We start from the raw sequence: 11,666 nt of genomic DNA, 5'->3' as shown, positions 1-11,666 counted from the left end.
ATGAGCTAAAAGTCATGATTTATACTATGACCTTTGTAATAGTGGCACATGGGAAAGTTAGGAAACCCACCAGTTTCCAATGTTCGGGTTGGGAGTGAAATTCTTGGTAACCATAGCGTTGTTTGATTAACACTGGCGATCGCTCCCCCAATCAAGCGAACGCGAGTAGCGCGTCTCGTAGAGAGGAAACCCCAAGCGACACCGATAGCGTAGCGTTAGCGTTAGCGTTAGTGTAGCGGTAGCGAGTCCGCGAGCGTCCGCAGGAGCGTCACAGCCCCAAAAAGTAGACATCGCATACAAAAGAGCTTGGTCATGTCAGAACCAAGCTCTTAGCTGTCTCAATCAATCATTGTCGGTAGAGTAGTTTCACACTATGCAGCAGGAAGTTCCAGATTAACCTTGACAACTTTGTTCTTTTCTTGCTCGGACTTAGGCAGTGTCAGATTCAAAATGCCATCTTTATAATCTGCGGTAACATTGGTATTTTGAACCCTAGCAGATAGAGTAATTACACGTTGGAATTTACCGTAGTAGAATTCACTCTTGGTAGTACCCTTTTCTTCGGTTTTAGTTTCAGACTTGCGCTCACCGAAGACGTGAACAGCGTCTTCAGTGACTTGAATATCTAGGTCTTTAGCGTCTAGTCCTGGCAGTTCTAGCTTCAGATGAATCGCATTATCAGTTTCTTGTAGTTCAGCAGCCGGAACTCTGATAAAGCCTTTTTCCAACCGTGCAGATGGTACTCTGGTATCTCCAAATAAGCCGTTGATGTGACGTTCTAAAACGTTTAATTCTTGCCAGGGGTTGTAACGAACTAGCATATTAATCTCTCCCTCGTACCAATAGTAGTTTTTGCTCAATTAACTGAGGATTTAATTCCTTGCTTTGATTATTATGTTATTGAGAACTAAGAAGCTTTTAATTCGGTTATTATCACCAAAAAATTGATGATTGCCGCCAGTTTTATTAGGGGGATTACAAGGTGTAGAAAACTGCAAAATTTTTGGTTCGGTAAACCCTATAAATGCTGAATTTAATTTGACTACACATCGCGTTCTTATGTCAGCCAGAAGTGGGTGTATTTTGTTGTCGGCGCAGCCAAAAAGCCGCCCCCATCATGCCTATAAAAGCTAATGCAGTGGTAGTGCTTGGCTCTGGAATGTTTTTTGAAAACACCTGAATGGTTCCACTGACTTTTGATTTGCCTGTGGTAGGAATATTTGGATCTAAACTGATTTGATAAACCTCAGAAAGTGTCAGTGTGCCGACAGCGCCAAAAAATAAACCTTCACCACTAGTAATAGTAAAAATATTCGTGGCAGTGCCTTTTGAGGAGAGAAAGTCAATTACTCTTAAGTATTAAATAAAATTATTACCAATAGTTTAGGAAAAGCAAAGACGTGAACCGTTTCCAAAAGCTATCCTCAATTGTGTTCCTGCTATTAACCTTTATTTATCCACCTGCTTTGGTTAAAGCCAAGGATACTACTCTCAATCATGTTCTCAATGAACAGAGTCTTGATGCACAGACAAAATTAGTTGGAGAGCAAAGTGAACAGCTTTTGTTAGCTCACCGACGAACTCGACGACGTTATCATAGACGGCAACGGACTGGAAAATATTATTATCAACGCCAGTGGAATCGACGACATTATTATAGACGACGCTATCGCTCTGTACGTTATCGCGGACAACCATATCGTCATGGGGAATGGGAACTTGTGCGCGATCGTCATGGACGATTAATGTATGATTGGCAGCGTTATTAGTACACTTTATCCCTAATTTTCCCAGAGAATCTTTATGCGTAAATCCTCATGTAGGCAGACTTGTTCGATTTCTTCCCAGTTAAAACCCCAGCGCCAATGAGTAGGATTATCTGGGTGTCTGTGACCGATTACACGGGGGTAGGATGCGATCGCCCCACTCTTCAACTTCTTATTCTCAATATATTTGTACAAACATCCCTTACGCTGTCTGCCTTTTGGCTTTTTGGTAGAAGCTGGTGCGCGTTCAGTTTCCTCTAAGAAATTTTCGGGTACTACTTGGAATTTTCCTCATAGCGATCGCAAACGTTTCTTATCCGGTTGAGATGACTAATTACTTCATGGAGTGCTATCTCCAACCGCAACACCAACAATTCAAGGATACCTTCGGTTTCTTCTAGGGGATTGAGGTCTTCACGTTGAAGGTTTTCTACGAGGCGCACTTGATACGTAATCGCATCGTCCATCTCCCTAACAACAACAGGAACCTCAGTTAATCCTACCATTGATGCGGCTCTATAGCGTCGTTCCCCCGCGACCAATTCATAATCACCGCCAGAGAGGGGACGCACCAACAGAGGTGCAAAAATACCCAGTTCTTTGACCGAGCGTGATAGTTTCTCTAGTTTTTTAGGGTCGAAGTAGCGGCGGGGCTGTGAGGGAGGTAGTTTAATTAAGTTGATGGCAGTAGCTATATCTATATCTAGGCTACTATCTCAATTAATCTGTAAATTTTTCGGTGAGCAGGCAGACTTAAGTGGGAACCATCATTGCTGCCATTTTCCCTCTTCATCCTGAAGAACTAATTCTACACTAACTTTCATACCTAATTTGCTTTTCCTCTTTCAGTTTGTTTTTTCCGGCGTTGAGCATGGCACCAAATCGAAGCGAAATACGAGCAAGTCCTGAATCTGAATGCTGTTTTCGTAGCTTGGCTTAGGTAAATACCAAAAGTAGTCCTGGCGCACATGATCCATTCGAAATCCGCACTTTTGATAAAAAGCAATGTTGGCGATACTTGAGTTAGACGTGCCGACGAGCATCTGCCTCTTGCCCCGTTGCCTCGCCTCTCGAATCAACCAAGCAACGAACTCTTTACCTAAACCTTGCCTTTGAAACTCAGGGGCTATAGCAAGTTCCATAATTTCGCAGGGGTCGCTGCGCCATTTCATGGTTGCTGCACCAACCAAGTGTTCGCTGTCGTCCATGCGATATACAGCATCGACGAGGTTAGCAAGTCCCCATCGCAGTGCACGCTCGGATTGTTCTGCCAAAAGTAGTATCGGAATCAGCGCTTCAAGTTCGTCGTCACGAGCTTGTCGAATAGCAATCGCCATTCATATTCCCCTTTAATCACAATTTCAATTTATTTTTCAAAACTATAGTACCAAGTTGAATTAATCGATATAAACCAGGAAAAAGGAAATTAATCATCTAAAACTTAGTCCCAGCAAGGCTTTTAGAATTTAACTCTTCCCATTACCTTATATCGCCTGGCATGGCATCGAAAAATATCATCAAGAGCGATCGCTCAAAGTGCCTGCCCTTTCTACGGAACGCTAAGGGTACAGCAATCGCCCTAGCGATGTCGTGCACAATACAGTGAGCGATCGCATCGCATTATCATAACCGCGTAGCTTGCCGCCGCAGGCATCGCTTTTATCCTCTAAGAAAAATTGTTAGTTGAGTGCAGCAGCGATCGCATCCGTGATTTTTTGATGCTCTAAGTTTCTAGTGTAGAGCGCAGCCTTTGCGCCAGCCTCCGCGATGATCGTGAACACTGCGGGGGAGTCTGGTTTCGCCTTGGTTAGATACAACAAAACCTTGATTAAATTATCCTCTGGATTTTCCTTCTCAATTTCTTTGAGAGCTTCGTAATTAGTTCTGGAAGCTAGCGCCAGTTGGTGATATTCAGTTTGGGGTGTGAGGAATCTTAGAATGTTTTGGGTTGCATTGCCTACTGGGTCGTCGGACTCAAAAGCTCGCGCATTCCCATCACTGATTTTATCTTTGGATTTATAACGGGAGCGGCAGCGCAGAGTATAGCTCTGGCAAATGAAGCCAGAAAGTCAAATAAAATTAAATAAAACTCGTTTTAAACTCTCACGAATGAACCTTTGGTGATGAATTTACCTACAAGATTATCAAGCTTGATAAACTTATTTGAATCTTCTTCGGGTGTGTCAAAATTACAAGCGACGGTGCTGTAGTCTATTGTGGCAGTGGCATAGCTATAGTCATAGTCAGAGTTGTAAATCCCGCCACCCTTACCAGACTCTTCTTGACCAGAACTGAGTTCGATGCCGAAAGCTTTATTGTGCCTGATAGTGCTGCTGCCAACCGTTAGGGTGCCGCCATCATTGCAGATCCCACCGCCAAAGTGTGCCTGATTGCCACTAACGGTGCTGTGGTTCACGATAACGATGCCAAATAGATTGTTACTGTACCCAAAGTTGTAGATGCCACCGCCAAAGTGTGCCGTGTTGCCACTGATGGTGCTGTTACTCACCCATAGAGTGCCATTATAATCATTGGCAATGCCGCCGCCGCCGTCGTTGTCACCGGACCTGTCAAATACAGTGTTGTCACTAATGGTGCTGTTACTCACCCATAGAGTGCCATTATTATAGATGCCGCCGCCGTTATAAGTTGCAGTGTTGTCACTAATGGTGCTGTAATTCACCGATAGAGTGCCAAGGTTGTAGATGCCGCCGCCGCCGTTGGGGTTGACGGGGGACCCGTATTCTTTATTGTTACTGATGGTGCTGTAGTTCAGTGTGAATAGACCTCGACCTGCATTCCAGATGGCACCGCCGTTATCATACATTGCCAAATTGCCACTAATGGTACTATGATTTACTGTAAATATACTGTTGCCTTCCTTATAGATGGCGCCGCCGTTATAAGTTGCAGTGTTGTCGCTAATGATGCTATTTTCCACAAGGACGCTTAATTTGTAGCCGACATTCTCTATAAAGATACCACCGCCGTCCTCTGCCGAATTGCCACTAATGGTGCTGTTTTCCACTGTCAGGATGCCAGTGGTGTAAATGCCGCCGCCCTCGCCCAGACCTATTGCTATTTCAAAGCTAGATGATGTTGCAGTGTTGTCACTAATGGTGCTATTTTCAATTGTCAGGTTGCCAGTGTTATAAATGCCGCCGCCCTGGCTTATTTGATTCTGATAGCTATAAATTACATTGTTGTCACTGATAGTGCTGTGGTTGAGTGTAAGGTTGCCAGTGTTGTAAATGCCGCCGCCCTCGCTAGTAGATCGATAACTATTACTGTTGGCGACGGTGTTGGTGCCGGTGTTTACATTGTTGCCACTGATAGTGCTGTGGTTGAGTGTAAGGTTGCCAGTGTTGTAAATGCCGCCGCCCTCGCCGCCAACTAGTTCTCCATTGAGTATTATGTTATTGGTTACAGTGTTACCAGTGATGATGCTGTCGCTCAGTGTAAGGATGCCTTCGTTGGAGATCGCACCGCCTCCACTTGCGCCATCGTATGTATTGGTAATAGTCAGCCGATTGATTGCAGATGTTGCACCTTTGCCAATGTCAAAAACACGGTCAGCACTATCATCCTTAATTGTTAGTAAGCTGGCATTTGTGCCTTCAATAGTCAGGTTATCTGTGATACTCAGACCACTACCAGTCAGATTGATGGTATGAGCCAGCCCATCAGAAAACAGTCCACCAAAATTGATGATATTTGTTCCGCCAGCGAGATCGGCATTTAGAATTTGCTGCCGCAGTGAACCTGCACCACTGTTATTAGTATTAGTGACGGTAAATGTAGACATTGATATGACTCCAATTTTTTCTCGTTGTATAAAAATTGATATCAAGAATCATGCTGATACTACTATGAATCTGCAAACATTTTTTCTACTGCTCACCCGTAGTAAGAGAGCAAAGTCAAGAAAGAAAAACTGCGATGGTCGCTTTTCGTTCCGCCGTAGGTGTTACCCTGAGCCCTTCGACAAGCTCAGGGTAACACCTGCGCCGTTCGCGCAGCGTCTCGTAGAGAAGGGCATCGCCCTACTGGTCTGCCAACCCCAAAATGCGCTTTTTCGGATTGGGGTGCAATACTGCTCAGATAAGCTTTCTTAGGCAGGGGAAGAAGAGAAGCAGGGGAGGCAAAACTCAACGCCAGCCTCCATTTCCCCCCCTGCTCCCCCTGCTTTCTTGCTTCACTCAAGGGCGAACTACTAAGAGGATTTTAAGATTTAGCACCAAAAATGCCTAAATCTCACGCTTAGTTCGTGGTTAGTAATACTGATAATGACCCTTAACCCATACGCGGTGGTGATTTCTGATTACCCAATGCCCAGCTATCCACCGACGACGCTGGGTTCGTCTAGCTAGTAATGTTCCGACTTGTGGTTTTTGAACATCTGGGTTGACTACTGAGAGTGCTGATGCCTGTTTTGGCATTGAGGTAAGCAACACGGGTATTGCCACTATTCCTGCAATAATCTTGTTCATTAATCTTTTCCTTTTACTTAACTCTTGACAATTAAGCCAGTTATTTTTTTGACTTAATTGTGATGAATTTAACTAGATTAATTCATTAACTAACAGTTCTTATTTTTTTAAGATTTTATTTATATCTATGTCTTAGTTGTGTCATTAATATGTCAAATGTGTATATAGAAGTTCCGCTAAAAATCTTTCTAAAGACAGAAGGGCTGCAGTTAGAGTTGATATCACCCGTGGATATTACCAGCGTCAAGGCAAGTATTGAACTGCGGGGAAGGGCGTTGAGTCAGGACGAGATTAACGAGTTAATGACGGTTTGTTTTAGCGATGCCGAAGGAGGCAAGCTATGCACCCCCAACTTACTCGTAATTCCTAAGTCTGCGAACATCCCAAGGTAAGGAGCGCTGGCTTTGCTTGAGGATAGACTGATAAGCTTCGGGCGATAACCAGGAACTGACTTTTCCCGTTAAGTCTCTCGCAAGCTGCCAACCCTCTCTACGAGACGCTACGCGAACACAGAGGTCGTGCAATTTTAACCAGTCTCGCCATAGTACCTGGATACCAATGGGGGTTTTATTTTTTCAAATTGGCGATCGCCTGTACCGTGGTAATTTACGTAATCTCAACATTTATATGGTTATATCAATTGCTTTTACTACTTAAATAGTTTTTCGCTTTTGGTGTCACTTTTTTACGCTCCTATTTGTGTATTAGTGGTTTATCCCGATAGGTGCAAGATATAAGGAGACGCGATAATTGTAATAAAGGCATTTTATTCATTTGGAGGGGAATTATGTCAGCAAGAGTAGAGCGGCAGAATACTATCACTAGAAAGAATCTTGTTTCTAGCTTGATAATTGGGTTAATTGTTGGACTATTGGCTGGTCTTCCCTTGGGTTGGATAGCTCATCGGTTCTATGCTGAACGACGGTTAACTGATGTGTTAGTTTGTCGGGAAAAGAATCGGAACTTGCCGGAAGTTCAACTTCAGTCTCTTTGCGGGTCAAGATTCTAAAGTAAATCGCCAATAATCAATACCTGTCCATTCTCAGTATGTAGGGCAGACGGACACAGGTAGCGTTAAAGGTGCGAAGTCTGTCTTGCAGTCTAGGCTGGCAACCGTAAAGCGAAAACTAGCAAGTATAGTACGGTTGGTTGAGTGCTTTCTACATCAGTATGTAGGACTATTAGCAAAGTAGCAACTCAAATATTTAGGTTCTTCAGTACGTATTATGCTGAACTTTTAATTAAAGTCTGTCACTTGCCTTGAAAATCAAGCCTTAGTTATTAGTCATTAGTCATTGGTACTAATGACTAATGACTAATGACTAATGACTAATGACTTCGATTTCCCCCCGGCTTGAAGCCGGGGGATGAGCAGGGCAAACGCATCTAAATGACTCTTGATCACAACGAAGGTTAAGAACCAACGAAAAAATCTTTCCTTTCGTGTTTGATTATTTTTTAAACCCCAAAGCGATGCCTGCGGTTCTTGCTAGCCAACGCCGAAAGTTTTCGCAATAAGCAAGAGTTAATGACATTACTTTTCACTCTATTGAGAATATACTTTACTTATTGACATAATGCGGCCGCCCTGCCCAGAAGAAGCTTATCGACTTGTACTGTTAGCCATACGGGAGGGTAAAAAGCCAGGATAACATTCCTTTCGGTGTTGATTACGTTGTTCGATAAGTTTTTCTAAACCGACGATGCTGATGATGATGAGAGTGCGGCAGTGGCAGGTTTGGGTTAACAATGATAGCGCATGTACGTCTGTGGTGTGCTTCGGGAAGGTGGTCGTGTAGGGAAACCAGAGAGCAATGGAACATCTTACTAGCGAGGTCGATTTTCTCGCCCGTGATAGATGCGTAAGATTACAACATCATCCTCAAGAATAACGTAGTGAATTATAAAGCCGTATTTTCCAAAATATTCTACAAGTTTTCGTAATCCTGCTATTTCATAGGTATAGCGGCTGCCATAATGGTTAGGACAAGTCTGTTATGAATAGCTGTGACAGCCGCTCTCTTAGGGTTTGCGAATGTCCTAAGCTGTCTGTCTACTGCTATATATCAATACTGATATTCATTGGCGCTCCTGCATAACTACCCTCACTATCTTAACTGACCATCCCGCTTGATGAATCGCCAGTGTGGATTTTGAGACAGCATCTTTTGCAACGCCGGATTATCTATCGAGTCAAGACGACCAGATGAAGATGGGAAACGGGTTTGGTATTACCGACTAAATACTGACAGAGTTGCGCTCTATGCCAGGATGAGTGCGGTAATCCTACTTGATAACAAAGTTAGACGGGTCTTGATCTAGTCGATGTTTAGTGGGAATGGGATCTGGCTGTCCATCACCCGCAAGGGCTGCGGTTTTCTCCAGGGATTCTCTCAATCGCTTGGCTGCGTAGATGGACATATCACGAGGTACATTAATGCGATCGCGCAAATATCGGAGAGCGACATCAGATCCCGATGGAGGTACACAGTCTTCACCTGTCATCATCTGTGTTAAAGCACAACGTAGCGCTCGATCAAATAATTTATCATCTTTGGGGTTGACTCGGATAATATTGATGCGGTGTTCGATAGTTCGTTGAAGAGCTTCCATGCGGGAGTTTTCCGGTTCTGGATAAGTAACATCTGGTAGCCCGAACCAAGGACCGTTATCCACCCGCGCTTTATTGAGAAGCATCTGGGTTTCGCCGTTTTCCCAACAGCCCCCCATCTGCGGCGGTAAATCATGTACGTGGGTGTGAAAGTCGCTCTGAGTACCGCAGTAAGTCGGTCGGCTTTCCATTGCCGCAAACCATGCCCTCAAGTGAGGGTTTTCCGAACGCAGGGAGTAGCCTTTATAGTAGTAAAGGCTCGCATTCATCCGTTCGAGATATGGCGTAAAAATCACATCGACGATACCGAACTTATCTAGAAAATAAGGGCTTGGGGTGCAACCCAGAGCCGACTCAACCCTAGCCACCACTCCGATAAATTGTTCTCGGTTACGTTGTTCTTGTTGACAGGAAGCTGCTCTAGAGCAAAGCCAAGCGCACCATGCTCTAAATAAAAGTCGTTCTAATTGACGTAGAGGAAGTACCGTGCGGTCTTCCATCCCTTGGCTCAATGGCTCAAAAGCCTTTGACAAAGCGATCAAAATGTCATCGCTTTCCTTAATAATCCGTCCATCTAGCTCGATCGCGGGGAGCATTCCTGATGGGACTTTACGTTTGTACCAACTTTCTTTCTCTCCATAGCAGAACATTGTCACTTTTTCGATGCGGTAGGGGATCTGTTTTTCCTCTAGCCATAACCAAACTTTTTGACAGTAAGGACACCAGGCGTGGTTATCGCGGTACAGCGTTACCCGCACATCAGATTCGGGCTGACCAAACAAGCGCAACCTGGCTCTAGCGTTGGTGAGACCATTAACGGTATCTATTTGATAGTCCGTGAGAGTTTCTAGTTCTTCCCAGCTTAAGGGTGCGGTAGTCATAGGGTGAGTGGGGTCTGCTGAATAGCTGTAAAACTCTTATATTCTAAGCTTTTCAGGCTATTTTTGGAGAAAAAAGTGCAATAGAATAGGGGTACAAGGTTTAAAAAGCTTGCATTGACAATTTTTTGGAGTCCAAAAAGTTTAAATCACTGAGTCAAAAATTTGTTGTGCGGTTAGATTCAACAGTGCTGGGGTCAACTTTAACCAACTTTGTGGAGAAATTACTTTGTAATGTGGCTTGGACTTGGGTCAGTTTTCCAAAATTGAGAATCCCCAATTCTTTGAGTACTTCTTTATCTTTTTTAAAGTGCAATGCTCCCAACGGTTCACCATTGAGGAATACTGCATCTCTGGTTTTAGTGGGCGGCATTTCTATGGTAACTTGACGGTAATTTTTGTCATCAAATACCTGAGTGGAAAAATCGTAAAAACTAATTTTATTAATTTTGAGCAGGTTGACGTTGGGAGATTCACCCAAGACAAATGCAAGCGAACCAGTTTCAGAGATAGACGTGAGTTTTAACTTGAGAGAATTGCTATTTTTCAAGTAATTGAGTTTGTCTAATTCTTTGACAGAATCGCTGTCTAACTCACCCAATGTTTTACCCGAAATTTTGATTTTTACAGATTGCTCTGGTACTGGTACAGTGCCAATCTCCAAGGTCACGGGTTCGGAATTAAAGGTCTGTCCAGCGTAAGAGAACTTGCTCAGTTCCCGAATGGTAATTTCAACTGGTTCAATTCCTGGTAATTGAATGGTCGCGTTAGCAGTAAATGTTTCACCGCCAACCATGTTAGCTTGCGCCTTTGTACCAATCGGTAGCTGCCCAGTTCTCGTCTCCAACATGGCGAATTCCTTGTACTCGCCGTCGCTGTCCTGGACAAATACCAGTCTGGATACATGACGTTCATGCCCTGGTGGGTGGTGGCTGGCTCTGATTTCTACGGGGTGTAATTCGAGTGGATTCCAGTCTTTGCCTAAAAATTGGTTTGCTTCGTTAGAGAGCGTGACTAGTTTGAGATTTGTAAATTGCAGCTCGTTTAATCTGGATATGATCTCGTTTGGGAAAGCAGCGAAGGCGAAATTAGAAACTTTTTTAGCAAATGCAAGGCTATCGACATTTTCTTTACGTGCAACTTCGAGTTCATCTTGGCGTGATGCAGCAATATTCCAAGCCGCCGCCGCCGCCGATAATCTCTCTAGTTGTGGGATATTCGCCCGGAATGCTTCGGCTGTTTGGTACGCTTGCTGGAACATCAGCTTGGTTTTTTCGAGGCTCAGTTGGGGTTTAAGTTCAATGAGGCTTGCACCATTGGTAGCCATTCCGGGTTTCAGGTTATAATCTGTCACCGACTGTTGGCTGACTGTTCCCAGTTTGCGGTATTGTTTTTTGCCATCGTCCCCAATTTCATGATCGATTTGAGCAAGAGCTAGTAATTTATGTGGGCGTTCTTTGGTCTGGTATTTTTGGTCAATTGCTTCTAGCTTCAGAAATTGTGTGGACGTAGTGTTCCTTTCCCAAAGCGGTATTTAGTATCTTGTCCATCAGTTTCTTTCCAGCCAAAACGATGTTGAATTATGCGATAACTTTTATCTGATTGTGATTCCCTTTTAGTTAATTGGTCGTAGAGTTCAGTTGAGACTTGCCCGTAGCAATCACCTACTAGCTGACAAGCATCCTTTTGTAGAAATAGAAGAGATTGAAGAGTTGGCTCGCCTCACACTTCTTGAGACCGTCCAACTCAATCGCTTGCATGAATTTTTGCCGGAAATCATCACTGTAAGCTTTAGCCATTGAAATCAGGTAGACGCAATACTAACTCTTATAGTCTACGTCCTAATCTTGATGGCTATAGCTATATCCCTCTTTCAAGAAACACTTGACGTAAAGCTTATGTAGAAAGGGTTTGATAAAAT

At 43.8% G+C, this 11,666-nt stretch carries 13 protein-coding genes and 1 pseudogene; 3 read left to right on the top strand and 11 right to left on the bottom strand.

All coding sequences use genetic code 11. From position 1 onward, the window contains the following. Positions 1-126 precede the first annotated feature (126 nt). The 3 genes from HWQ38_RS15045 to HWQ38_RS15035 all read right to left on the bottom strand — a co-directional run bounded on the left by HWQ38_RS15045 (position 127) and on the right by HWQ38_RS15035 (position 1,176). Positions 127-291: a hypothetical protein gene (locus HWQ38_RS15045; protein WP_292794797.1), complete on the bottom strand. Its 165-nt coding sequence runs from the start codon at positions 289-291 to the stop codon at positions 127-129. A gap of 80 nt (positions 292-371) precedes the next feature. Continuing rightward, the gene (locus tag HWQ38_RS15040; RefSeq protein WP_292794795.1) at positions 372-821 is read right to left on the bottom strand and encodes an Hsp20/alpha crystallin family protein; all 450 of its coding nucleotides are present in this window, start codon (positions 819-821) and stop codon (positions 372-374) included. Between the two features lie 241 nt (positions 822-1,062). Then, positions 1,063-1,176, bottom strand: coding sequence for a PEP-CTERM sorting domain-containing protein (locus HWQ38_RS15035; RefSeq protein ID WP_292794794.1), 114 nt, complete (start codon positions 1,174-1,176; stop codon positions 1,063-1,065). Positions 1,177-1,400: 224 nt separating this feature from the next. On the opposite strand from HWQ38_RS15035, the gene HWQ38_RS15030 reads away from it, so the two are divergent. Next, a complete protein-coding gene (locus HWQ38_RS15030; RefSeq protein ID WP_292794793.1) occupies positions 1,401-1,769 on the top strand; it encodes a hypothetical protein in 369 nt (122 codons plus the stop codon). 12 nt (positions 1,770-1,781) lie between these two features. Here the strand turns inward: HWQ38_RS15030 and HWQ38_RS15025 are convergent, their stop codons facing one another. The 6 genes and pseudogenes from HWQ38_RS15025 to HWQ38_RS15000 all read right to left on the bottom strand — a co-directional run bounded on the left by HWQ38_RS15025 (position 1,782) and on the right by HWQ38_RS15000 (position 6,256). After that, entirely contained in the window at positions 1,782-1,961 is a 180-nt protein-coding gene (locus HWQ38_RS15025) for a hypothetical protein (protein ID WP_292794792.1), read from the bottom strand. 113 nt (positions 1,962-2,074) lie between these two features. Continuing rightward, positions 2,075-2,452, bottom strand: a pseudogene (locus tag HWQ38_RS15020) (ParB/RepB/Spo0J family partition protein); the annotation flags it as partial. A 159-nt stretch (positions 2,453-2,611) separates the two neighbouring features. Further along, positions 2,612-3,103 (bottom strand): N-acetyltransferase, encoded by a 492-nt coding sequence (locus HWQ38_RS15015; RefSeq protein WP_292794790.1) that lies wholly within the window; start codon positions 3,101-3,103, stop codon positions 2,612-2,614. Between the two features lie 342 nt (positions 3,104-3,445). After that, positions 3,446-3,586 (bottom strand): hypothetical protein, encoded by a 141-nt coding sequence (locus tag HWQ38_RS15010; RefSeq protein ID WP_292794789.1) that lies wholly within the window; start codon positions 3,584-3,586, stop codon positions 3,446-3,448. 275 nt (positions 3,587-3,861) lie between these two features. After that, the gene (locus HWQ38_RS15005; protein WP_292794787.1) at positions 3,862-5,571 is read right to left on the bottom strand and encodes a right-handed parallel beta-helix repeat-containing protein; all 1,710 of its coding nucleotides are present in this window, start codon (positions 5,569-5,571) and stop codon (positions 3,862-3,864) included. Positions 5,572-6,037: 466 nt separating this feature from the next. Next, complete coding sequence (locus tag HWQ38_RS15000; protein WP_292794786.1) at positions 6,038-6,256, bottom strand: hypothetical protein; 219 nt, start codon at positions 6,254-6,256, stop codon at positions 6,038-6,040. A 149-nt stretch (positions 6,257-6,405) separates the two neighbouring features. Between HWQ38_RS15000 and HWQ38_RS14995 the strand changes: the two genes are divergently transcribed. Next, positions 6,406-6,648, top strand: a complete 243-nt coding sequence (locus tag HWQ38_RS14995) for a hypothetical protein (protein ID WP_292794784.1) — start codon at positions 6,406-6,408, stop codon at positions 6,646-6,648. Positions 6,649-7,043: 395 nt separating this feature from the next. Next, positions 7,044-7,265, top strand: a complete 222-nt coding sequence (locus HWQ38_RS14990; protein ID WP_099103953.1) for a hypothetical protein — start codon at positions 7,044-7,046, stop codon at positions 7,263-7,265. 1,277 nt (positions 7,266-8,542) lie between these two features. Here HWQ38_RS14990 and HWQ38_RS14985 read toward each other — a convergent pair. Then, positions 8,543-9,748 (bottom strand): glutathione S-transferase family protein, encoded by a 1,206-nt coding sequence (locus tag HWQ38_RS14985; protein ID WP_292794781.1) that lies wholly within the window; start codon positions 9,746-9,748, stop codon positions 8,543-8,545. Positions 9,749-9,902: 154 nt separating this feature from the next. Beyond that, positions 9,903-11,099 carry a hypothetical protein gene (locus tag HWQ38_RS14980; RefSeq protein WP_292794779.1) on the bottom strand — a complete coding sequence of 399 codons (1,197 nt, stop codon included), beginning with the start codon at positions 11,097-11,099 and terminating at the stop codon, positions 9,903-9,905. Positions 11,100-11,666: the final 567 nt, after the last annotated feature.

Origin of the sequence: Nostoc sp. NMS7, from assembly GCF_017115085.1 — a bacterium.
Lineage (GTDB): Bacteria > Cyanobacteriota > Cyanobacteriia > Cyanobacteriales > Nostocaceae > Nostoc.
This window is presented reverse-complemented; position numbering and strand designations above follow the sequence as displayed.

What these genes read in the sequence shown, in the direction of transcription:
- HWQ38_RS15045 (WP_292794797.1), bottom strand. Translation starts at nt 291, where the DNA reads ATGTCTACTTTTTGGGGCTGTGACGCTCCTGCGGACGCTCGCGGACTC.
- HWQ38_RS15040 (WP_292794795.1), bottom strand. Translation starts at nt 821, where the DNA reads ATGCTAGTTCGTTACAACCCCTGGCAAGAATTAAACGTTTTAGAACGT.
- HWQ38_RS15015 (WP_292794790.1), bottom strand. Translation starts at nt 3,103, where the DNA reads ATGGCGATTGCTATTCGACAAGCTCGTGACGACGAACTTGAAGCGCTG.
- HWQ38_RS15005 (WP_292794787.1), bottom strand. Translation starts at nt 5,571, where the DNA reads ATGTCTACATTTACCGTCACTAATACTAATAACAGTGGTGCAGGTTCA.
- HWQ38_RS15000 (WP_292794786.1), bottom strand. Translation starts at nt 6,256, where the DNA reads ATGAACAAGATTATTGCAGGAATAGTGGCAATACCCGTGTTGCTTACC.
- HWQ38_RS14995 (WP_292794784.1), top strand. Translation starts at nt 6,406, where the DNA reads ATGTCAAATGTGTATATAGAAGTTCCGCTAAAAATCTTTCTAAAGACA.
- HWQ38_RS14990 (WP_099103953.1), top strand. Translation starts at nt 7,044, where the DNA reads ATGTCAGCAAGAGTAGAGCGGCAGAATACTATCACTAGAAAGAATCTT.
- HWQ38_RS14985 (WP_292794781.1), bottom strand. Translation starts at nt 9,748, where the DNA reads ATGACTACCGCACCCTTAAGCTGGGAAGAACTAGAAACTCTCACGGAC.